Source organism: Metamycoplasma arthritidis, assembly GCF_900660715.1.
Taxonomy (GTDB): domain Bacteria; phylum Bacillota_I; class Bacilli_A; order Mycoplasmatales; family Metamycoplasmataceae; genus Metamycoplasma; species Metamycoplasma arthritidis.
The window spans coordinates 480,487-505,765 of sequence record NZ_LR215047.1; the positions used below are offsets into that span (position 1 = coordinate 480,487).

The following is a 25,279-nucleotide window of genomic DNA, read 5'->3' on the forward strand; positions in this document are numbered from 1 at the left end:
TATTTTATAGCAAGGAATAATCGATAAAACTGCTTTAATGATATTAATAGCAATATAATAAAATAATTTAAAAGAGAAAATTACGTTTTATTGCTAGGAAATTTGCTTGGCATATAAATCAACATATTTCATAATAAATTGTGTAATAGCAGATGAACTTTCAAAATGATATTTTTCGTTGTTAATTTTAATATTTCATAAGTTAAAATAACTTAGATCAAGCAAGTATTTTTGATTTTTATCTAAATAAAAGGCTTTTTCTGTAGAAGGTAAAATTAGTTTTTGTAAGATCATTCGATAATTATTGGTAATTGTACTTGGATCATTAAATTCAAGCTCTTCAAGCAGCATTTTAATATCGTGTGAATTTAAAATGCTTTCTAAACCAACAATAATATGTCTAGTTTCGGGTAAGACACCATCTTCTTTAATTTTTTTTAAATACGCATTGACCTCAGTGTCATCTTTAAAGGTTTTTAATGGTGAATAAGAATTGTTAAGTTGATAGTTACCATTTGATAATTCTTTATATTGAATAAAATTTTTATACTTTGCTTTTTCTACATTTGCTAAATTAAAATAATTTGAATAATTATCGATGTGATTAATTTTTCTTTTTGTGATAAATTCTTTTTGATTTTTAATAAAATCCTCATTATCTTCCGTACTGATAATTTCTTTTAAGTTAATAAAATCAAAATATTGACTTGTTTTTACCTTTTTATTTGTTAAGTTAACAAATTCATGCTTTTCGGTTTTATGAAAAATAGGTCGAGTAGTTTCATAGTAAGAAATTTTTTGCTCATCTATTTTTGTTTTTAATTTACTAAAAATTTTTATTAAATCTAAATTTACTTGTGATGATGATAATTCATTTTTTTTCTTTTGATAATAGGTACTAGAATCATCAAATCTTAATCCAGCATAATTGTTGCCCTTAGTATCCATAATATCTTTAATAAATTTATTTAGCTCTTCTTCAAAGAAATTCCATAAATTTTTTCAAAAATCATTTTCTAGCTCTAAATTAGAAAAACACTTTCATTCTTCTAAATTATTTGTTAGTTTTCTGATAACATTTGCTAATAAAATTCGAAGATTAAAAAAATAATTATTTCCCTTAGCAAACTCACTTTTTAAACTAGCCATTTTATTATTGAAATTATTTTTATCAAATTCCACATTAACTTCTAGTCCAAAATTGTTATAAGTTCATTTATCATGGTCTAAAACAGTAATATATCTATTATCTCATTGGTTGTTTTGAGCCATTAGGTTAAGAGATTTAAAATCTAAAAACTTACCCTTTAGATCAGCGTAATGGTTGTAATATGGTTTAGAAATGCGTCTTTTTATCCTACGATTCTCTACTATTACTTCCTTTCACAATTTTCCTGAATAATAACGATTAAAGTTTTTATTAACAAATTCTTTAGTAACTTCGCTATTCTTCAACAGTTCTAGTTCTTCGAAATATTCTTTAAGCCAATCTTCATCAACATATTTATAAATTTCGGTTCTATTACCGTTTGCATATTGTCATTCATTATCATCGTTTGATGAAAAACTTTTAAAATAAGCTTTACCATAATTACGATAAGCCATTTTGTCCATTCTTGGCAATTTTAAAGTAACTTTATAACGTTTTTTTGTAGCTTGATTAGTGAATTCTTGTATAGCCTTAGTAAACAATGTTGAAAAGAAATTGTTAATTGGGCCTTTATACGATAAAAACCTCTCGCTTCCATCGTCGGCCTTTAGTTTTAGAGCTTCGAAAGTTTTGATTTTATCTACTAAAACTTTGCGATCATAAATATCCTGCATTAATTCTTTTACATCATATTCATTGTAAGGGTTGTAATGTTTTTTAATAGTTTGGCCATTAGAATGGTAGTTTAATTTGTAAAATAAATTGTCAACTATATCATCAGTAGAATTTTGTATAATGCTATTTTTGGCATCCTCTGCATCCTTAAAAGGTCGATTACGATGATCGTAATATCTTTTAGCGATAGCAAATTCTGGCAAGTATGAGCGAATGACAGTGTCTAAATTATCTGTATAATTGCCATGAATGTCTTTGTATGCTTTTTTAATCTTGGCAAAATCAACTGAATTTAATTTATTAGGGTCCATATTAATTTGACCATCATAATTTTTATATTCTTTTTTGCCGAGATAACCATTAATTTGTATTTTATTCGATAAATAATCGTAAATTCTCTCTTTAGAATCAAAAATCATTTCTTTGTTATCAATATTAATAGCATACTTTACTTTAGTTTTTGGTCTTGACACATTATTTTTCACCGCTAGATTATTAGTTTTTTCATTTTTACTATTAATAGACGTTGATGCCGATAGCAAAATTGTCGGTAAAAGCGTTAATGATGTTAAAGTGCCTAATAGAATTTTTCTATTCATTTTCTTCTCCTTTAGTTTTTACATATTCGTCAGCCGATTTAATAAACTTTTTGCAATATTCAATTGCTTCTTCTATTGTTGTAAATTCTTTATCTTGATAAATAAATTTATGCATTTCATTTTCTTTAATGATTTTCTTATCAATGGCAAGATACTGTAGCTGCATTAAATGTTTAAAAGCGTCATCATATGAAGCAAAGTAAATTCGCTCCTTTTGATTATTTAAAATGCTATAAATTTTTGTTTTAATAGCTTCATTTAATTCGTCATATTTATTATTAAAACTAAACATTATTTTTGAAACTATTTTGGATGTTACATTAAATTTATTAATAAATATTTTCGTTATTTTTTCTAAATTTTTTATGTCATACAAGTATGATTTTTTATTTTCATCTTTCAAATTACCATCAAATAGTAGTAAATCTTTTGATTCTAATAAGTCATGATTTTTGTTAATATTATTAATTAATGTGATTAATTTTTCTAATGAAAATTTTTCACGCTTAGATTGATCCGATATTTGATCTAAAGGAATATTTTCAGAATTTAATTTTGGTAGTTGTACTAATAGCGTTGCTCTAAGATCATTGGAAATTATTTCTTTCAATTTTTCAAATAAATCCTTAACGTTAGTAATATTTTTACTTTTATCTAATATATTTATAGTCCCCGATGACGATTTATATCAATCTTTTAATTTTTGAGCATTGTTAGCAAGTAGCTCATTTTCTAGATCCGCCATTTTAGTAAAATAGCGATTGTTTTCCCCCTGTGCGGTGCTTTCGAATGAATAGAGATACTCTAAATTATTGGCTTTCATAAATTCTTGATCATTGTTAGTTAAGACATCACAAATTAAGTCTTTTTCTAAAACACTAGTTTGGTGATCTTGATATCTTTTACCATCATAGTAATAAAAATCAGTGCTAAATTCAGGCATGAATTGAATTGGTTCTAATAATTTTGCTTTACTAATAGTGGCATCTTCGGTTTGTCAAAAACCTCAAAGTCTAGAGGTGGTGATTCCACCATCTCATATATATTGCGACTTGGGATTACCCGTTTGACTATAAACGTAATCGCTTTGAGTTTTTTCACCAATTAATTGAGTAATAATCGTAAATACAATATCAATGGCGGCAGCTGCTATAGCAAGTCCAGGAACGCTTGAAAGTGTCCCCATTACCGAACCCACTAATCCTTGCACAGATTTAACGATATTTAATGGTTGGTTAATTCCCGATGCTTGAATAGAAAAATATAACTGACTAATTGCTCCTGCAGTTTGAATAATTCCACCAGCAACTTGTACTGCGGAATTAATTTTATCTACTACATCAGTTTTTTGATCTTCATATACTAATTTATTTAACTCGAGTTTATGACCAGTCATTGTTTTGGAATTAATATATTTTTTTAAATCGTCTTTTTTTAGATTTTTAATTGTGTCTTGCAATGATTTTATATCGTCTTGGTTTTTGTAACTCAAATTTTCAAGTTGGCTTATTACTGTTGAAGCAAAGTTGTGCTCCTTGTGATATTCGATAGTTACTTTTTTATAATAATCAAAACCAAATTCGCAATTTTTCATAATCCTATTATTACTTGCATATCTTGAATAGTCAATATTGGCCAAACTATTTAAAAATTCATCTCTTAAATAATTGTTAAGGGATTGGGCAGATTGATAGTTATAGTATTGCAAGGCATTTGAAGCTATATGATTTCCCTTAATATCCTTATTAACCTCATAATCACCTTTATTGTTATCAAAAATATAATTTGATTCTTTTTTGGATCTTAAAGAATATTTATCATATAGTTTTTCTAATTTATCATAATTGTGTCTGGCGCTATCTTTTTTTAATAGGCCTGAATCATCAAAAGGCAACAATGAAGAAGTGTTCATTGCGTTTAAAGACGCTAAATTAATAGTGCTTATTGCATTAATAATGTTGTCATTGTTCGCTAAATGACTAATGAAAAAATCATTATTCACATCTAAATCTAAAGAATAGTCACCCAAATTGTACGCGTCTAATAAGTTAATTTTCTTACCGTCTTTATCAGTATATAAATCACCTAAAGCTTCGCTTAAATACTCATTCATTTTGCTAATTAAATTTCTGAAATATTTCTTAAATAACGAAACAATAACACTAGAAGCATTGTATTTAGCAAAATACGCCAAGCCAGAAAAATATATAATATTTAATTGATTAAAAAAACTTCCTCTTTTACCATTTTTCATAAGTTTAAGAATGTCTTCAAATTTCTCTCAAAGATTTGCATGCTTAGAATCATCAATACGAAGTGTTTGTAAATGGTTTATCAAATTTTGAGCTTCTTCTGACAAAGGTAAAAAATTGAAAATTGAAAAATTTTCATGAAATTTTTTTAATAATTCAGCTTTGCCATCTTTATTTTCTTCAATTTTTTTATCTAATAAATAATTGTTGACTGTCATCATTAAATTAGAGACAAACTTATTAACAATTTCTTTATAAATAGATTCATGATAATCAATAATATTTTCATTTCTTTTTCGTTTAGATCATTTACTATAGTTTTTAAAATCTTTAATATCATCACTTGGCGAAGTTAAAATGTAATCGCCATAAAAATTTGCGTCTTCTGTTTTATCAACATCAACTAAATATTTCTTATTTGCCTTAGTTGATTTGACTTTAATAATTGAGGAGTCTTTTCATGCTAATTTATTAAAATGGTTTTGAATAAAATCTTCTATTCCATAGATTTTATCTTTTCATTTAATATATCTTTTGACATTACTATTAATAAATTTTTTAACTAAATTTTGATCTAAAGCTCCATTTTTAGTAAAATCAACGTTAGAAATTACACCGTTAGGGGCATTAAATCTCATGAAGCTAGTGTCTTCTAGTTTATAAATTTTCTTTAATTCTTCTAATTGTTTATTTTCATCATTAGCGCTACTACTTTTAATTTTGTTGTACTCTAAAATAAGCTCGTTAATAATACTTTCTTTATTTTTATAGAATTTATTATTAAATTTATAAAACTGTGCACTATTGAAATATGAAAGTTTCGCTTCTTCTTCGGTTTCATAAGCGACATTGTCTTTGCCCAAATACACTCTAGTGTTGGAATTGGAATTATTAAAATCAAGTTCGTTTATTTGTTGATTTGTTAGGGGCAAATTAGAATTATTTGCATACAATTTATTATCTTTGGATAAACTAACATCATGACTTTTGATGTTGTTGTATAGAAACTTATTTAAACTTAGTTCTGAATCAAATTGTTTATTGATGTTGCTAGCATAATAAATAGTTTTTTCGTCATATTGTTGCGTCTCTTTAATTTCGTTTCTAATATGATTTTCAAAGTTTGAGTAATTAGTAAAATACTCATTTTTAAAATAAAGCCCCTTATCTACCAAATTTTTTTTGCTTGAAATTGCTATCCCAAGAACACTAGGGATAATAGTAATCGGTAGTAAAGAGCCTAATAAAACACTAATAATTTTGTAATTTTTTTTCATTATATTTCACCTTTAATTGCTTTAAATGTAGTAAATGGTATCGTAATCATAATCATCAACAAAACTAGAAAAGTGTAGACAAAATTAAGGCTCGGATCCGATGTGAGGGTTGGAATGATAATATCTTTATAATATTTAGTAATAGAAGAGTTAGCCAAAAGCTTTAGTTTTGGTATATTATTAAATTCATTGCTAAATGAGTAAATGCCCTCAAGAATATCATTGATTTTTTGTAATGAAAAAGCATTTTCATCAATAAATTTTGCTCAATCATTTTGATTGTTTATATCTTTAAATACTTTTTGAAAATCAGCTAATTTAATAGCAAACTTAGCTGAATTGTAATTATTAAAGAAAACTTCATCATGTAAAAAGCGAACAAAGTGATTTTTTAAATATTCCTTGTCAATCTCATTAATTTCGTTTTCTAGGTCATATTCACTATTAGTGACAATAGCTTTTTCGAAATAAAAATCGGAGCCTTTTATATCAATGTTTAGATGAGCATTGAAAGAATAGAGATTGTAAAATTCAAATAACAGGTTTCAAAACTCTAAACCAAAACTGTCAATTATCAAATTTTGTAATTGATCATTATTTACTAACAGGTATTTTCAATCACGCCTTAAATATTGAACAAGTGAATTATTTTTTCCTGACAACAATTCAATTAAGTTAATTTCATCATCTGAAAGTGCTATTTTCTTTCATTCCAATTTACTAATAGTAGTTCTTATTTTTCCAATAATTTCTTGGTTAATTGATTTTTTAATATATATCTCTTGCTTAATCAAAGTCAAAAGTTCGCCATTATCGTATGAAACAAGTGGTCTAGTATGTAAATCGTAAATAAAATGTTCGTTGGCATCATTTCATTTTTGTTTTTTAATAATATTCTTAATAAAATATGTTGAAAATTTCATATTATCAAGTTTTGAAATATCGTGATTTCTTTCTAGTAATTTATTAAAAATCGTAATTGGAATAAAATAAAGAGTATTAACTAAATCAAAGCTAGATCAAGAATTATTATTCAAGTTTTGATATGAATTTTTGGCAACATAATAATTGTTTATTTTATTTTCTTTAGAAACTTCCGTAATTTTTGTTAGCTCAGAAAAAGTCTCATTTTCACTATTTTTATCCAAAAAGCTTCTAGATAAAATAGCTGGTACAATTGTTAAAATGCTTAAAGAAACATTAATAATATTTTTGTAAATTAAGCTTTTTGAAAAACCACTAAATAAAGAAAAAATTCAGAAAAATGCATTAAAGACAAAGAAGCTACTAATAAAAATTCCCAAAAAATAAATAAAATTGTAGGCATTGTTTTTGAAAATAATAAACATAAATAAAACCACTACTGCGGCAATTAAAAAACTTAATGAACTAAAAATAGTAAGTAAAAACAAATATTTAGAAATAAAAATTTTTCTACTATTAGAATAAAGTGAATTTAACATTTGATCATATTGATTTTTTCTAGAAGATATTAAAAAGAAATGACACAAAACAAAAGAAAGTAAAATCACTATTGTATATATAATGAAATAAGTAATTCAATTGAAGTTGTATAACAACGATCGATTAAGAAAAAACGGAGATACTGCAAATGAACTTAAAAATAAAATAATCGTCAATGAAAGTAAAACTTTATTTCTAAAAAAATAAGAACTATGATTTTTATATAGGCTCCCCATACTAATCATCTTCTTTCATTCTCTCTTTTATTAATTCATCAACTAAATTTTTAGAATTTGTTAAATCATTAATATGCTTAGAATTAATTATTTTCCCTTTTTCAATAGAAATAACATAATCAGCATAATTTTTAACTTCATTATTGTAATGACTTGAAATTAAAATAGTGCTACCTTGATTTGCAATATTTTTTAACTTTTGATAAATAAATTTCCTAACATCTATATCCAAATTTGAATCAGGTTCATCCAGAAATACAAGTTCTGGTTTTAGTAAATCGACTAAGATTATTGCTAGTTTTTTCTTTTCACCCGATGAAAGATGGCTAGGATTTTGTTTAATTTTATGTTCTAGTTCATATTCAACTAATTTATCAATCATTTTTCTTTTAGCTAAAAATTTATTATTAAAAAAATAAGAAAAGTTTTTTATATACTCTAATACATTTCATCAAATAGGGAATGAAAGATTAGTACTAAAAAATAAAAAACTTTTTCTTATTTTGACCAGGTTAATATCTTCGTTTTTAAAATATATGTCTCCATTATAGCTTTTATCATTACCGCTGCATATATTAAGCAATGTAGACTTACCAGCACCATTGTGTCCAAGTAGCACATGAAAAGACTTTTTGGTTAATTTAAATGTAACATTGTCTAACAAAATTTTCTTTTTTATAGATTTAAAGATATTTTGAGCTTTAAAAATAACGTTTTCATCATCATCTTTTTCAATATATTTTGCTTTTTTCATACCTTAATTATGCCTTTAAATTTGTATAGTATTTGGTCCTTATTTGGAAATTATTATTTACTTAAAATAGATAAATTTTTGATAAGGACTGCTTTATTTTACCCTTTTATTTTAAAAGTTCGCTTTAATAAAGGCAAAAAATAGTAATTTAACTACTTAATTACTTTATTTTGAAATTTTTAATCGCATTTTCAAATTAACATAGTCAAAACGAAGTAAAATAATGAAATGCAAATTAATTAATAAAACACAATTCAAATAATATCTTGTAAATGAAAGTGTTTTTTGCAAGTAATATAAACGATATTAAAAGGTTGATATAAAAGTAAATTTATTCATCAAAATATTGTAATAAGATAATCAATTGAAATAATTAAATGCGCACTAAAAAGCGTAGTTACTAAAAGCGACTATTTTTGCTAGTGGCAAAATAGTTTATATATCTTATAAGCCGACAAATGATATCAGGCATTTTTTTGACAAATATCAACTTTGAAAATTTTAAAGTAGTTTGAGTAATTTTAACAACTGTTATGGCATTTATTTATTGTTTTTATAAACCATATTGCGATAAAACAAATTCATCTACTTTAGAAGGTTCGGCGTCTAAAGGTTTCTTTGAATCGTATTCAATGATTTTGATGCGATAACTCCTAAATTTTAAGGTGCTATAGTTGCCATATTGCTTCAAATAATCACTATCAATATTCTTTTGACCATAATCAAATGAATCTCGATAACGCAAATTTAGGAAAAGGTTTTTGGCTCCTTGTTTGGCAAGGCCTCTATATGATTCAAATTGCACTCTTGGGATTGTGTCTTTTCCTTCAAAATCACTTTTTCCAGCGGTATGAGTAGCAAAATGCTCGTTTTTATAGTAAGGTTTAGGTATAGATAATATTTCTTTAATCCTTTTTAATTCTTGTTCGCTTACATAATTATAAGTTGATGTTATATTTATTTTTGAGTAATAAGTTGCATTAAAACTTGTTTCGGCTAAATATTCAAAACCAGAGAAAGATGATGAAATGTTTAGATTTAGATTTGGTATCTTGAACAACCCAAACACTCTCATAAGGTCGTCGTCAGAGTAAAAAGTTAGTCAATAATTTTGCGGGTTCATGCCTTGCGAGAAATCAAAAATAACTTCTTTTACATAGTATAAGTTAACGGGGTCCATACCATTATTGGGGTTTTGATATTTAATTACTTCGTTATAAGCGTATTTATTCATAACTCTTTTGAAAATTTTAAATTTTCAATTAAAATCGCTAATTCATTTATCAAAATCTTTATAAAATTCCTTTGTTAAGGAATATTTCTTTATATTTCTATTAGGGTAATCAATCCAACTTTCTTTTCAAGAATTTCTAATATTTTCATCTTTTTCCAATAAAAAATGTTCAAGTTTCATTTTAAATTGCTCAAAATCGTCAAAAACATATTTTTGTTTGTCAATATATTCTTTTTCATATTTTTTAGCAAGCTTTTCATCTTTTTGCTCTTGTGTTTCTTCGGGCTTGCACTTTGCGGCAATCAACAATGGTAGGGTCGTCAATGCCGACAATATTGGTATTAGTAAAAGTGATTTTTTCATTATTTAACTCCTTTAGCAATTGGTTTAGCATGTAAATCAACATATTTTTTAATAAATTGAGTAATAGCAGGAGAGCTTTCAAAGTGATACTCTTCATTATTGATTTTGATATTTCACAAATTGAAGTATTTTAGATCAAGCAAGTATTTTTTACCATTATCTAGATAAAAGATTTTTTCTTTTGAAGGTAGAATTAGTTTTTGTAAGATCATTCGATAGTTATTGGTGATTGTACTTGGATCATTAAATTCAAGTTCTTCAAGTAGCATTTTAATGCCATGTGAATCTAAGGTGCTCTCTAAACCAACAATGGTGTATCTTGTTTCTGGTAAAATGCCGTCTTCTTTAATTCTTTTTAGATACTCATTAACTTCTGTATCGTCTTTAAAAGTTTTTAGTGGAGAGTATGAGTTATTGAGTTGATAGCTTCCATTTAACGATTCTTTGTATTGAATAAAATTCTTATATTTAAATTTTGTTAAATTTTTTATATCAAAGTAATTTGAATAATTGTCAATGTAATTGATTTTTCTTTGTAAAGCAAATTCTTTTTGACTTTTACTTTCGTTATAGACCATGTTCTGATAAAACAAATTCATCTACTTTAGAAGGTTCGGCGTCCAAAGGCAACTCTGAATCATACTCAGTAATTTTTATGCGATAGCTTCTAAATTTCAAAGTACTATAATTGCCGTATCGTTTTAAATAATCAGTGTCGATATGATGTGACCAGCCATAGTCAGGAGACTTTAAATAGCGTAATTTTAGAAATTCGTTTTTAACTTCCATTTTAGCAAGCCCTCTATATGATTCAAGTATGATTCTCGGGGTTGGATCTTTACCTTCAAAATCACTTTTTCCAGCGGTATGAGTAGCAAAATGCTCGTTTTTATAATAAGGTTTTGGTATAGAAAAAATTTCTCTAATTCTTCATATTTCATCATCATGCACATGAAAATAGCTTGATGTTATATTAATTTTAGAATAGTAGGTCGTATTAAAATTCATTTTAGTTAAGTATGAAAAACGAATAAAAGATGAAGAAAGATTCAAATTTAAATTAGGTATATTAAGTAACCCAAATACTCTTTTATAGTCATCCGACGAATAAAAAGATAATGAATAATTTTGTGCATTAATTCCTTGCGAAAAGTCAAAAATAACTTCTTTTACATAGTATAAGTTAACGGGGTCCATACCATTATTGGGGGTTTTGATATTTAATTACTTCGTTATAAGCGTATTTATTCATAACTCTTTTAAAAATTTGGAATTTTCATTGAAAATCTTTAAATCATTTGTCAAAGTCATTATTAAATTCTTGTGTTAAAGAATATTCTTTGATATTTCTATTAGGATAATCAAATCAAGTTTTTTTTCAAAATTTATCAGGGTCTTTATGAAATCTAAAATGCTCGGGTTTCATTTTGAACTGCTCAAAGTCATCAAAGACATATTTTTGTTTGTCAATATATTCTTTTTCATATTTTTTAGCAAGTTTTTCATCTTTTTGCTCTTGGGTTTCTTCGGGTTTACATTTTACCGCAACCAATGAAGGTAAAGATGTCAATGCTGACAATATTGATATTAGTAAAAGTGATTTTTTCATTATTTAACTCCTTTAGCAATTGGTTTAGCATGTAAATCAACATATTTTTTAATAAATTGAGTAATAGCAGGAGAGCTTTCAAAGTGATACTCTTCATTATTAATTTTGATATTTCACAAATTAAAGTATTTCAAATCAAGCAAGTATTTTTTGCCATTATCTAAATAGAAGATTTTTTCTTTTGAAGGTAGGATTAATTTTTGTAAGATCATTCGATAGTTATTAGTGATTGTGCTTGGATCGTTAAATTCAAGCTCTTCAAGCAACATTTTAATGCCATGCGAGTCTAAAGTACTCTCTAAACCAACAATGGTGTATCTTGTTTCTGGCAAAATGCCGTCTTCTTTGATTCTTTTTAGATATTCATTAACTTCAGTGTCGTCTTTAAAAGTTTTTAGTGGCGAATACGAGCTATTAAGTTGATAGCTTCCATTTAGTGATTCTTTATATTGAATGAAATTCTTGTATTTTAATTTTTCTAAATTTTCTATATTAAAGTAGGTTGAATAATTGCCAATGTAATTGATTTTTCTTTTCATTGCAAATTCTTTTTGATTTTTATTTTCGTTATAGGCCGTGTTCTGATAAAACAAAGTTATCTACTTTAGAAGGTTCGGCGTCTAAAGGTTTCTTTGGATCGTATTCAATGATTTTTACACGGTAGCTTTTGAATTTTAGGGTACTATAGTTACCATATTGCTTTAAATAATCAACGTTAATGTTTTTTGGCCCATCATCAAACGAATCTTTGTAACGCAAATTTAGCAGGAGGTTATTAGTTCTTGTTCCAGCGAGACCTCTGTATGATTCAAATTGTAATCTTGGAATTCGATCAACCCCTTCAAAATCACTTTTTCCAGCGGCATGAGTAGCAAAATGCTCGTTTTTATAATCAGGTTTGGGTATTCAAAACATTTCTCTAATTCGTGCAAAAGCTTCTTTACGAATAAAATGACCATAAGTTGATGTTATATTTATTTTCGAATAGTAATTAAAATCAAAATTGACACTAGTTAAATATGAAAAATCAAGAAAAGCCGATGAAAGGTTTAAGTTTAAATTCGGTATATTGAATAATCCAAATACTCTCTTATAGTCGCCAGATGAATAAAAAGATAGTGAATAATTTTGCGGATTCATTCCTTGTGAAAAATCAAAAATAACTTCTTTTACATAGTATAAGTTAACGGGTTCCATACCATTATTGGGATTTTGATATTTAATTACTTCGTTATAAGCGTATTTGTTCATAACTTTTTTAAAGATTTTGAATTTTCATTGAAAATCTTTAAATCATTTGTCAAAGTCCTTATCAAATTCATGTGTTAAAGAATATTTTTTGATATTTCTATTAGGGTAATCAACCCATGCATTTGGTCAAAATTTATTGTCTTTTTCTAGTTTAAAATGCTCGGGTTTCATCTTAAACTGTTCAAAATCATCAAAGACATATTTTTGTTTGTCAATATATTCTTTTTCATATTTTTTAGCAAGTTTTTCATCTTTTTGCTCTTGTGTTTCTTCAGGCGTGCACTTTGCGGCAACCAACAATGGCAAAGGTGTCAATGCTGACAATATTGGTATTAGTAAAAGTGATTTTTTCATTATTTAACTCCTTTAGCAATTGGTTTAGCATGTAAATCAACATATTTTTTAATAAATTGAGTAATAGCAGGAGAGCTTTCAAAGTGATACTCTTCATTATTGATTTTTATATTTCACAAATTGAAGTATTTTAGATCAAGCAAGTATTTTTGACCATTATCTAAATAAAAGATTTTTTCTTTTGAAGGCAAAATTAATTTTTGCAAGATCATTCGATAGTTATTAGTAATTGTGCTTGGATCGTTAAATTCAAGCTCTTCAAGCAACATTTTAATGCCGTGCGAATCTAAGGTGCTCTCTAAACCAACAATGGTATATCTTGTCTCTGGTAAAATCCCGTCTTCTTTGATTCTTTTTAGATATTCATTAACTTCAGTGTCGTCTTTAAAAGTTTTTAGTGGAGAGTATGAGTTATTGAGTTGATAGCTTCCATTTAGTGATTCTTTATATTGAATAAAATTTTTATATTTGAATTTTGTTAAATTTTTTATATCAAAGTAATTTGAATAATTGTCAATGTAATTGATTTTTCTTTGTATTGCAAATTCTTTTTGACTTTTAATAAATTCGCTATTGTTTTCCATTTGTTGAATTTCATTTGGATTAATAAAATCTAAATATTCATTAGAACTTATTTTTTTGTTTGTTAAATTGACAAATTCGTGGGCTTTATTTTTATAAAAAATTGGTTGAATGGTGCCACGATAAAAAACTTTTTCTTTTTCTATTTTTATTTCCAGGCAACTAAAAACTTTTATCAAATCTAAACTTTCTCATGATGAAAGTGGGTCTTCTTTTTTTCTTCGATAATATGTCTTAGATTCATCAAATCTTAATCCTGCGTAAATTTTATTTTCATCTTGTGCTGCCGAATGAATAAAGTTATTTAGGTTTTCTTCATATACATTTCACAACATTTTTAACAAATCATGTTTATTTTCATAGTCAAAAAAATATTTTTTTCGTTTTCATGGGAAATGAATTTCGTCCGTTCTTATACCCACTAATTTTTTAATTATATTTGTTAATAATTTTTCGAATTTGGCAAACCGGTCGCTTTCTTCCTTGAATTCATTTTTTAAATTATTCATTTTGGTTTCAAAGTTATCCTTGTCTAGTTCAACATTAACTTCTAATCCAAAGTTGTTGTAAGTTCATCTATCATGATTTAAAACAGTAATATATTCAGTATTTTTTTCATTGTTTTTGGCTACTAAATTAAGAGATTTAAAATCCAAAAATTTACCTTTCAAGTCGGCGTAATGATTTCAATAACTTACGGTAGTATATTTAAACGAACTTCCTCTAGGCCCTTTGAGATTGTACCGAGGATTTTTTACTTTTTTTCACAATTTTTCTGAGTAATAACGATTAAAGTTTTTGTCAACAAATTCTTTAGCTAATTGACCATTTTTTAATAGCTCTAAAGCTTTAAAATGGGTTTTGATTCAATCTTCATCAACATATTTGTAAATCTCGGTTCTATCGCTATTTGCATATTGTCACTCGTTATAACCTTCTGATGAAAAACTATTAAAATAAGCTTTGCCATAATCAGGATAATTCATGTTATCCATTCTTGGTAGCTTTAAAGTGACTTTATAGCGATTTTTTACTGCTTGGTCAGTAAATTCTTTTATTGCGTTGGTGAATAAAGTAGAAAAGAAATTGTCAGTGAATCCTTTGTATGTCAAAAATCTTTCACTACCATCATCAGCTTCTAGTTTTAAAGCTTCAATAGTTTTGGTTGAATTTGATAAAACCTTGCGGTCATGAATATCTTGCATTAGCTCTTTAATATCGTATTCATTGTAAGGATTGTAATGCTTTTCAATAATTTGTCCATTAGAACTGTAATTTAGTTTATAAAATAAGTTATCTACTATATCATCAGTAGAATTTTTAATAATGCTATTTTTGGCATCTTCCATTTCTTTGTAAGGTTGATTACGGTGATCGTAATATCTTTTAACAATTGCAAACTCTGGTAAATACGAACGAATAACGCTATCCAAATCATCACTATAATTGCCATGAATATCTCTATAGGCTTTTTTCATTTTAGAATAATCAACTAGATTTAGCTTATTAGGGTCCATATCAATTTGACCATCGTAATTTTTATATTCTTTTTTGCCGATATAGCCATTAACTTGTACTTTATTAAGTAAATATTTGTAAATGTCTTCTTTAGAATCAAAAGTCATTTCCTTATTGTCAATTGTAATAGCATACTTTAGCTTAGAATTTTGGCGAGTACTTTGATTTTGTGATGCTAAATTTTTATTGCTTTCTGGTCCTGCTAGTTTTTTGCTAATCGGACTTGAAGTTGATAACAACGCCGCTGGAACGAACGCTAATGGCATTAAAGCACTTAGTAGAATTTTTTTATTCATCTTTTACTCCTTTATTTTCTACATATTCACTAATTGATTTAATGAATTTTTTACAATATTCAATTACTTCTTCAATGGTTGAAAATTCTTTATCTTGGTAAACGAATTTATGAACTTCGTTTTCTTTAATTACTTTTCGCTCAATCGCTAGGTATTGAAGTTGCATTAAATGCTTAGTAGCCGCTTCGTATGAGGCAAAGTAAACTCTTTCGTTTTGGTTATTTAGAATGCTATAGACTTTGGTTTTTACGATTTCACTTAGCTCATCATATTTATTATTAAGACTAAGCATTCTTTTAGAAACCAGCTTTGAAGTCACTTGGAATTTGCTAGTAAATATGGCGGCCAATTTTTTTATATTGTTTATGTCATACAAGTATGATTTTTTATCTTTAGTTTTTAGGTTACCATCAAAGAGTAGTAAGTCTTTTGATTCTAATAGTTTGTTGTCTTTATTAATGTTGTTAATCAGAGTCATTAACTTTTGCAATGAAAACTTCTCATAGTTAGTTTGGTCTTTTATTTGATCTAAAGGAATTTTTTCATTGTTTAGTTTGGGCAGCTGCATTAGCAATGTCGCTCTTAGCTCGTGAGAAATTGCTGATTTTAATTTTTCAAATAAATCCTTAATATTAGCAACATACTTACTTTTGCCCAATATATTGACAGTGCCAGAAGATGATTTATATCATTCAATAAATTTTTGGGCGTTATTGGCGAGGAGTGTATTTTCTAATTCGCCCATAGTGGCAAAGTAACGATTGCTATTGCCTTTTGAGGTTTTTTCAAATGAATAAAGATACTCTAAATCATTTGCTTTTAGAAATGCCTGATCGTCACTAGTTAGAACATCATAAATTAAGTCTTTTTCTAAGACGCCGGTTTGGTGATCTTGATATATCTTGCCGTTGTAGTAGTAAAAATCGGTGCTAAATTCGGGCATGAATTGTACTGGTTCTAGTAACTTAGCATTGGCAATCGTGGAATCTTCGCTTTGTCAAAAACCTCAAAGTCGTGAAGTTGTGACGCCACCATCTCATATATATTGTGACTTGGCATTACCCGTTTGGCTATAAACATAATCATATTGAGTTTTTTCACCAATTAGCTGCGTAATAATGGTAAATACTATATCAATAGCAGCCGCAGCTACAGCAACGCCAGGTAGACTTGAAAACACGCCTAAAACTGAGCCAACTAAGCCTTGGACAGACTTGACAACATTTAATGTTTGATTTGGCCCAGCGGCTTGAATTGAGAAATACAACTGACTAATTGATCCAGCGGCCTGCACAAGTCCACCCGCTACTTTGACGGCCGAATTGATTTTGCTTACGACATCAGCTTTTTGCTCTTCATATACCAATTTATTTAGCTCAAGTTTATGGCCCGTCATTGTTTTTGAATTAATATATTTGTTTAAGTTTTCTTTTTTGATACTTTTTATTGAATCTTGCAGTGACTTTATGTCGTTGCCTTTTTTATAACTTAATCTTTCTAGTTTCTTTATCGTTTCATTAGAAGCACCATGTTCTTTATGATATGCAATGGCTACTTTTTTATAATAGTTAAAGCCAAATTCATAGTTTTTCATAATTGTGGTGTTTTTAACGTATTTTGAATAATCAACATTGGCTAAACTATTTAAAAATCCTTCTCTTAAATAGTTATTAAGAGCTTGTGCAGATTGATAGTTATAATGTTGCAAAGCATTAGAAGCTAGATGTTTGTCATCAACACTTTTGTTGACTTCGTATTCACCTTTGTTATTATTGAAAATGTAATTAGATTCTTTTTTGGATCTTAATGAATACTTGTCATATAGTTTTTCTAATTTTTCATAAACTTGTTTAGAACTATCCTTTTTTAGTAAAGTAGAATCATTAAAAGGTAGCAATGAAGAAGTGTTCATGGCGTTTAGAGAAGCTGAGTTAATGGTGCTTATTGCGTTAATAATATTGTCATTATTTGTTAGGGGGCTAATGAAAAAGTCATTATTAACATCTAAATCTAAAGAATAATCATCTAAATTATAAGCTTCTAGTAGATCAAGTTTTTTGCCATCTTTATTAGTGTATAAATCACCCAAAGTTTCACTTAAATAGCCATTCATTTTGCTAATTAAATCTTTAAAATATTTTTTAAATAATGAAACAAGCGTATTAGAGGCGCTGTGCTTAGCAAAATATGCTAGCCCAGAAAAATAGATAATATTTAGCTGATTGAAAAATGTTCCTCTTTTCCCATTTTTCATAAGTTTAAGAATGTCTTCAAATTTCTCTCAAAGATTTGAATGTTTAGCATCTTGAATGTGGAAAGTTTTTAAATGATTCTTTAAAATTTCGGCATCTTCTGATAAAGGTAAAAAGTTAAAGATTGAGAAATTATTGTGAAATTTATTTAATAATTCGGTTTTGCTATTTTCATTTTCTTTAATTTTTTTATCTAACAAATAATTGTTAACCGCCATCATGAGGTTTGATACAAATTTATTAACAATTTCTTTGTAAATAGATTCACGGTAGTCAATGATATTTTCGTTTCTTGTGCGTTTTGATCATTTGCTATGGTTGCGAAAGTCGCGAATGTCATCACTAGGCGAAGTTAAAATGTAATCACCATAAAAATTAGCGTTTTCATTTTTATCAACGTCAACTAAATATTTCTTGTTTCCTTTAGTTGATTTAACTCTAATAATTGAAGAATTTCTCCATTTTAATTTATCAAAATGGTTATGAATGAAATCTTCAACTTCATAAATTTGACCTTCTCATCTAATGTATCTCTTCACATTGTTGTTAATGAATTTTTTAAGTAGCTCGAGATTGAGTTTGCCATTTTCATTAAAATTGGCATTTGAAACCGCTCCATTAGGGGCACTGAATCTCATAAAATCCGTTTCTTCAAGGTTGTATATTCGCTTTAGTTCTGCTAGTTGTTCACTTTCAAGAGTATAGCGGCTTTTAATGCTGTTGTAGTTTAAAATAAGCTCATTAATAATGCTTTCTTTACTTTTGTAGAATTTATTATTAAATTTATAAAATTTAGCACTATTTAAGTATGAAAGTTTCGCTTCTTCTTCAGTTTCGTAGGCAACATTATCTCGTCCTAAGTAAGCCCTCACATTAGCATCTAAGCCATTAAAGTCAAGCTCGTTTAGTTGTTGATTTGTTAGCGGTAAATTAGAGCTACTTTCGTAAAATCTGCTATCTCTTAGTAAACTAACATCGTGGCTTCTAATGCTATTGTATAGAAACTTGTTTAAACTTAACTCTGAGTCAAATTGTTTGTTAATATTGTTGGCATAATAAATGGTTTTTTCATCATATTGAACGGTTTCTTTAATTTCGCTTCGAATATGACTTTCAAATGCCGAGTAGTCAGCAAAATGTTGGTCTTTAAAATAAAAACCTTTAGTAAGTGTGGTCTTTTGACCCGAAATTGCCAAAATAAGTACGCTAGGGACGATAGTAATCGGTAGCAATGAACCTAACAAAATGCTGACGGCCTTATAATTTTTTTTCATTATATTTCACCTTTAATTGCTTTAAATGTGGTAAATGGTATTGAAATCGTAATCATCAATAAAACTAGAAAAGTGTAAATAAAGTTGAGGCTTGAGTCTGAAATCAGTGTCGGAATAAGAACATCTTTGTAATATTTGGTAATAGAAGAATTGGACAAAAGTCTAATCTTTTCTATGTTGTGCAATTCGTTATTAAATGAATAAATATTGTCAAGAATGTCATTTATTTTTTGCAAGGAAAAAGCATTTTCATCAATAAAGTTTGCCCATTCTTTTTGGCTGCTTATTGATTTGAACACTTTTTGAAAATCAGTTAAATTAATCGAGAACCGCGATGACTTGTAATTATTAAAGAATACTTTATCGCCAGAAAATTGCACAAAATGATTTTTTAAATATTCTTTGTCAATATCGTCAATTTTGCTTGCCAAATCGTATTCACTATTAGTGCTAATGATTTTTTCAAAATAGAAGTTTGCGCCTTTTATATCTACATTTAAGTAAGTATTAAAAGAATATACGTTGTAAAAATCATTTAAGAGGTTTCAAAATGCTAAACCAAAAGTATTAATTATCAAGTTTTGCAATTGGCTATTATTAGCCAATATATATTTTCAGTCTCGTTTTATATATCGGATAATTATATTATTTTTTCCTGATAATAATTCAATCAAATTACTTTCTTGTTCTGGAAGAACAGCTTTATTTCATTCTAGTTTATTAATAGTGTTTCTTACCTTTTCGATTAGCTCTTGAGTGATGTCGCTTTTATCATATATTTCTCGCTTAAGTAAGGCTAGTAGTTCACCATTGTTATACGAAACAAGTGGCTTAGTATTTAAATCGTAAGCAAAATATTGACTAGTGGCATTTCACTTTTTCTTTTCAATAACATTTTTGATTGAATATGTTGAAAATCGATCGCTGTCAAATTTGGAAACATCGTAGTTTTTGGCTAAGATTTTATTAAAAATCATAATAGGAGCAAAATAAAGAGTATTAATTAAATCAAAGCGAAGTTTAGAACTATCATTTGCGCTTTCATACGCATTTTTACTTACATAATAATTATTAATTTTGTTTTCTTTAGAAACCTCAGTAATTTTTGTAATTTGCGAAAGTGATTCATCGCTAGCATCTTTAGCTAAAAGACTTCTAACTAAAATAGCGGGAATGGTCACTAAAATACCCAGTGAAACATTAACGATGTTTTTATAAAGCAGGTTTTTTGAAAAACTACTAAACAAAGAAAAGATTCAAAAGAAGGCATTAAAAACTACAAAGTTACTAATGAAAATTCCTAAAAAATAAAGTAGGTTATAAAAATTGTTTGTAAAAACAGTAAACATAAATGACGCTAGAATAATGGCGATTAGAAAACTTAGTACACCAAAAACACTAAGTAAAAACAAATACTTTGAAATAAAAATTTTTCTACTATTAGAGTGAAGCGAATTTAGTATTTGATCATATTGGTTTTTCTTAGTTGATATTAAAAAGAAGTGGTTTAAGATTAAAGCAAGCAAAATTACTATGGCATACACAATAAAATAAGCGATTCAATTGAAGTTATACAATAGTGGCTGAATAAAAAAGAATGGTGAAGCTGCAAATGAACTGAAAAATAAAATAGCTACTAGTGATATCAGAGTTTTGTTTTTGAAAAAATAAACGGTATGATTCTTATACAAGCTTTTCATACTACTCATCTTTATTACTTTCCTTATTTAGTAATTCCATAGTCACATTATTATTTGTAAAATCACTAATATGACTTGAACTAACAATTCTTCCTTTTTTAATAAAAGTTACATGATCAGCGTAGTCCTTAATTTCGTTATTGTAATGACTAGAAATAAAAATAGAACTACCCTCATTTGCAATATTTTTGAGCTTTTGATAAATAAATTTTCGAGCATCAATGTCTAAATTTGAGTCAGGTTCATCTAAAAAAACAAGGTCTGGCTTGAGCAATTCAACCAAAATTATTGGTAGCTTTTTCTTTTCTCCAGACGAAAGATGATTGGGATTAGATTTAATTTTGTCCTCTAGTCCATATTCTACTAACTTATCAATTATTTTTCTTGTCGGCAAAATTTTGTTGTTAAAAAAATAAGAAAAGTTTTTTAGATACTCTAGTACGTTTCATCAAATCGGAAATGAAAGATTGGTACTAAAAGATAAAAAACTTTTTCTTATTTTAACCAGATTAATGTCTTCGTTTTGGAAATATATGTCACCACTATAATTTTTATCATTACCAGTGCATATATTAAACAATGTGGATTTGCCGGCACCATTATGCCCAAGAATTACATGAAAAGATTTTTTAGTCAACTTGAATGTAATATTGTCTAGCAAAATTTTATTCTTTATGGACTTAAAAATATTGCGAACTTCAAAAATGATATTTTGGTCATCATTTTCTTTAATATATTCCTCAATTTTCATATTTTAATTATACCATTAAACTTACATAGCATTTAACATCAAAATAATTCCTGCTTATTCATGATAAAGTAGATAAATTCTTCTAAAAAGTTCTTAGTTTTAATTATTAATTTTGGAATTTGTGCTTGTATAAAGCAATAAATTAAAAATTTAGCTACGTTGGTAAAACTATTTTAAAATTCTCAGTTGCATTTTTTGTCTGCCTTAGTTAAAACAAAGTACAATATAGATTAACTAAATATTTATAAGATTTTAAAATCGAGGAGAGTAGTGTTATGAAACAAATTTTTGTAAACGACACAAATAACATTAAAAAAGTTGATCTAAAACGCATTCATTCATCAAAACACCTAAAACTGCTTAATAACTTACTTGATATTAAAAGCCGTGGAGACAATGCTACTTTTTTTAAAACATCAAACCTAAGCTGTGATTTAAAAAGACTAGTAGGCATTAAGAACCTCAAAGAAATTTTTAATAATTCTGAATTTAAAATCATGTTAAAAAATTCTTTTGAAGGCAAGTCATTAACTGAACTTAAAAATGTTAAAACTATTGAAGCTTTTAACCAATGAGCTAAAATTTACGATTTTTCTATTACTCCTAGAATGCAAGAAAATTTAGCAGCCGATCCTGAAAAATGATTAATTAATTACAAAAGAAAAATCATTGAAACAAATGATAATTTCATCAAAACTTGAAAAACCAATGCTAAAAGAGTAGAAGAAATTTATGCTGAAACCAATATTTGGCCTTTATATATTGGAACCTATTTCATTAAATATCGCAAGGATGATGTTTATTTATACGCACCTTTTATTTTAAAATCAGTTAAATTAACTTTCAATAACAACTCCGTTTACTTAGAGAATACCGATCAAAACATTATCATTAACGAAAAAATTAAATACTTGCAAGAACAACATAGCGAATTTAGGCTACCAATTTTAGTTGATGGTGAAGATATTACCATCGCCAGTGCTTTAAATAGTATTAAAACCTTGGATGATAAATACACTGCAGAATATGATGAAAACATCTTTTTTGAAGCATTTTCTGAAGAAACTAAAGCTTCATTTGAAAACACTGGCATGATTGAAATTAAAGGCGGAACCGTTTTAGTTGAAGCCAATCCTGGCGGCACGAAACTAAGAGAGGCAATGATCAGCCTAATTGAAAGTGACAAAATTGATAAATTAATTGAAATTGACGACCTTCGCGATTACACTAAAGAAGCACATGAAAAAGTTCTAGAAAAAAGTAGCATCGCCCGGGTAACTCCATCTGATTTTAGTCAAGAAAGAGCGATTTTTGGAACCTTAAATAATTCAGCTATTATCATTGGCCCTCCAGGGACGGGAAAATCACAAACCATTGCCAATATCTTAATGAATATTGCTAAAGAAAATAAAAAAGCCTTATTCATATCGCAAAAGAAAGTCGCTTTGGATGTGGTACTAAGAAGACTTCATAAATACCAAAATATGATGTTTCAGTTCTCAGAAACTGCCAAAGTTAACCAAAGCGAAAAAGAATATTTCTATAAGCCAATAATTGAATATTTTAAAGAAATAAACAACGTCAATAAACTACACAATCTTCATGAATACAATTCAAGTTTCTTTACTAAAAACGAATTTAAATACTTAAATGCTAAATCGGAAATTGGTGATATTTTTGGTCGAGATTTAATGGCATATCACAATATGAAAAATCGTAGTAGACTAGAACAAAACATTCCTCATTTTATTAAGTTCTATTCACTCTACAACGGCTTTCAATCTAAAAATGAATTTCTAACAATTTTTGAAAACTATAAAAAACTTTCGCAAAGAAAATTGGCAATTAAATTGGGCTATTTACCAAAAAACGCCTCAATATTTATGCCAATTCCACTCAAATTTAGAAAAATCTATCATTTAGCTAAAAAAACGATTGCTTTTTATCAAGCTAATTTAGATGTTTACGACATTAAAGATTTAGTACAAATGTCAAACTTTATTCGGCTAAATTCTTTCATTCAATTTGATCGTCAAGAAAAAGACTACAGTAAGTTCCTTGACTTTAAAAAACTAGACAACACTACCCCTGACATGCTAGATGATATTTATGAAAATGCGGCATTTTTGGCTAAAAAACGTTTAGATGAATATCGCCTTGAAGGTGAAACCAAACGCCAAAAGTTAAACCAATTTTTTGGACGTCTTGAAAGAAAAATCACTCCGCCTTATATTATTACTTCACTATTTAATGACATCATTAAAACCGTTTATAACATCTACGTCGGCACGCCAGAAATTCTTGGAAACTTTATTGACTTTCAAAAAGATCACTTTGACTATGTTATTTTTGACGAAGCTTCACAAATCTACATTGAAAAAGCTATTCCTTTTATTTCAATCGCTGATAAAGTCATTATTGCTGGTGATAGTCAACAAATGCAACCATCAAATTGATTTAATGTTCGTGATGAAGGTGACGATGATTTCGCTGAAGAAGATATTACTTCGCTTCTAGATTGAGCTATTCACAACCACCTACCAAAATACTTGCTAGAAATGAATTATCGCTCTAATTCAAGCGAGTTAATCTTATTTTCAAGTAAAGAATTTTATGAATCAGCTTTAAAAGGACTTGATAGCTACAACAAACGTGATCGTACAAGTATTGAAGTTATTGATGTCAATGGCGAATGATTCGAAAATCGTAACGAAATTGAATGTGATAAATTGATTAAAGTTTGTGAAAAAAATCTTAGCAAATACAACTCTATTATTTTGCTAGCATTCAACCGCAAACAACAAGACTACATTCGTGAACAAATTGCACTAAAATCGCCTAAAATCTTTGCAACATTGGAAGATAAAGTTATTTTGCGTAATATCGAAAATATCCAAGGTGACGAAGCTGAGTTAGTAATTGCTTCCATTGGATATACTGCTAAAACCTCATTGCACGCGACTTACATTGGATCCAAAAAGGGTAGAAACGCTTTAAACGTTGCTATTACTCGTGCCAAGGACAAAATGATTATTATCAAGAGTATCAAAGCTACTGATATTGATCCAAAAAACGAAAACTTGCATACTTTTAAACGTTGACTAAACTACATTCAACTAACTTCTGACAAACAAAAAGCCTACACCTTAAATCAAAACACCAACATCGCCTTAGACAAATCTCAATTTATTTTTGAAATTACTAATTGACTAAAAGAGCAAAGTTTTATCAAACCAATTTCAATTACCCTAAATTATTGTGTTGGTTCTTATAACATTGATATGGCCATTTTAGATAATAATAACGAGTTTGTTGTAGGGCTATCTATTGACTCTTCGGCTGATGGCACTGATGTTAATGACTTTATTGATAAACGTATTAAAACCGACTTCCTTTCAGTAAAAGGCTATCCAATTTACCGCATCTCAAATTTCAAATTTAACGAAAATAAGCCAACGATTTTTCGGTTCATTAATACGCTTTTAAGCAAATAATAATCTCAATCCAAGCCATAGACCCAACTATGGTTTTTATTTACTTTTGTTTAAATATAACTAATGAGTTTTATTAATTAACTTCATGAAGTAGAAATCATAGTATCAATAAAATAAAAAACAAGGTTGCAACTTATCAAATATAATTATTATGTATTTTAATTTGCACTTTTAAGCAAAATAATCGTTTTTTA

General features: G+C 27.5%; 15 protein-coding genes. 1 reads left to right on the plus strand and 14 read right to left on the minus strand.

The genetic code is table 4. The annotated features are described in order from the left end of the window. Positions 1 to 93: 93 nt before the first annotated feature. The 14 genes from EXC42_RS06145 to EXC42_RS02055 form a co-directional block, all read right to left on the minus strand. Positions 94 to 2,424: a hypothetical protein gene (locus EXC42_RS06145; RefSeq protein WP_012498308.1), complete on the minus strand. Its 2,331-nt coding sequence runs from the start codon at positions 2,422 to 2,424 to the stop codon at positions 94 to 96. After that, on the minus strand, positions 2,417 to 5,953 hold the full coding sequence (locus EXC42_RS06150) for a hypothetical protein (protein ID WP_012498309.1): 3,537 nt from the start codon (positions 5,951 to 5,953) through the stop codon (positions 2,417 to 2,419). The genes EXC42_RS06145 and EXC42_RS06150 overlap by 8 nt, the downstream gene beginning before the upstream one ends. Continuing rightward, a complete protein-coding gene (locus tag EXC42_RS06155) occupies positions 5,953 to 7,416 on the minus strand; it encodes a hypothetical protein (RefSeq protein WP_148203299.1) in 1,464 nt (487 codons plus the stop codon). The genes EXC42_RS06150 and EXC42_RS06155 overlap by 1 nt, the downstream gene beginning before the upstream one ends. A gap of 238 nt (positions 7,417 to 7,654) precedes the next feature. Beyond that, a complete protein-coding gene (locus EXC42_RS02010) occupies positions 7,655 to 8,407 on the minus strand; it encodes an ATP-binding cassette domain-containing protein (RefSeq protein WP_012498311.1) in 753 nt (250 codons plus the stop codon). A 553-nt stretch (positions 8,408 to 8,960) separates the two neighbouring features. Then, complete coding sequence (locus tag EXC42_RS06160) at positions 8,961 to 10,004, minus strand: hypothetical protein (protein ID WP_129648894.1); 1,044 nt, start codon at positions 10,002 to 10,004, stop codon at positions 8,961 to 8,963. Then, complete coding sequence (locus EXC42_RS02020) at positions 10,004 to 10,597, minus strand: hypothetical protein (protein ID WP_129648897.1); 594 nt, start codon at positions 10,595 to 10,597, stop codon at positions 10,004 to 10,006. Before EXC42_RS02020 ends, EXC42_RS06160 begins: the two co-directional genes overlap by 1 nt. Then, the gene (locus tag EXC42_RS06165; protein WP_012498314.1) at positions 10,572 to 11,201 is read right to left on the minus strand and encodes a hypothetical protein; all 630 of its coding nucleotides are present in this window, start codon (positions 11,199 to 11,201) and stop codon (positions 10,572 to 10,574) included. The genes EXC42_RS02020 and EXC42_RS06165 overlap by 26 nt, the downstream gene beginning before the upstream one ends. A 4-nt stretch (positions 11,202 to 11,205) precedes the next feature. Beyond that, positions 11,206 to 11,613 (minus strand): hypothetical protein, encoded by a 408-nt coding sequence (locus EXC42_RS06170; RefSeq protein WP_012498315.1) that lies wholly within the window; start codon positions 11,611 to 11,613, stop codon positions 11,206 to 11,208. Further along, the gene (locus EXC42_RS02030; RefSeq protein WP_012498316.1) at positions 11,613 to 12,206 is read right to left on the minus strand and encodes a hypothetical protein; all 594 of its coding nucleotides are present in this window, start codon (positions 12,204 to 12,206) and stop codon (positions 11,613 to 11,615) included. Before EXC42_RS02030 ends, EXC42_RS06170 begins: the two co-directional genes overlap by 1 nt. Continuing rightward, the gene (locus tag EXC42_RS06175) at positions 12,181 to 13,218 is read right to left on the minus strand and encodes a hypothetical protein (protein ID WP_012498317.1); all 1,038 of its coding nucleotides are present in this window, start codon (positions 13,216 to 13,218) and stop codon (positions 12,181 to 12,183) included. The genes EXC42_RS02030 and EXC42_RS06175 overlap by 26 nt, the downstream gene beginning before the upstream one ends. Then, positions 13,218 to 15,614, minus strand: a complete 2,397-nt coding sequence (locus EXC42_RS06180; RefSeq protein ID WP_012498318.1) for a hypothetical protein — start codon at positions 15,612 to 15,614, stop codon at positions 13,218 to 13,220. The genes EXC42_RS06175 and EXC42_RS06180 overlap by 1 nt, the downstream gene beginning before the upstream one ends. Beyond that, the gene (locus EXC42_RS06185; RefSeq protein ID WP_129648900.1) at positions 15,607 to 19,140 is read right to left on the minus strand and encodes a hypothetical protein; all 3,534 of its coding nucleotides are present in this window, start codon (positions 19,138 to 19,140) and stop codon (positions 15,607 to 15,609) included. Before EXC42_RS06185 ends, EXC42_RS06180 begins: the two co-directional genes overlap by 8 nt. Beyond that, a complete protein-coding gene (locus tag EXC42_RS06190) occupies positions 19,140 to 20,849 on the minus strand; it encodes an MFS transporter (RefSeq protein ID WP_165169451.1) in 1,710 nt (569 codons plus the stop codon). Before EXC42_RS06190 ends, EXC42_RS06185 begins: the two co-directional genes overlap by 1 nt. Beyond that, positions 20,842 to 21,591, minus strand: a complete 750-nt coding sequence (locus tag EXC42_RS02055; RefSeq protein WP_012498324.1) for an ATP-binding cassette domain-containing protein — start codon at positions 21,589 to 21,591, stop codon at positions 20,842 to 20,844. Before EXC42_RS02055 ends, EXC42_RS06190 begins: the two co-directional genes overlap by 8 nt. A gap of 275 nt (positions 21,592 to 21,866) precedes the next feature. On the opposite strand from EXC42_RS02055, the gene EXC42_RS06195 reads away from it, so the two are divergent. Continuing rightward, positions 21,867 to 25,085 carry a DEAD/DEAH box helicase gene (locus EXC42_RS06195; RefSeq protein ID WP_129648906.1) on the plus strand — a complete coding sequence of 1,073 codons (3,219 nt, stop codon included), beginning with the start codon at positions 21,867 to 21,869 and terminating at the stop codon, positions 25,083 to 25,085. Positions 25,086 to 25,279: the final 194 nt, after the last annotated feature.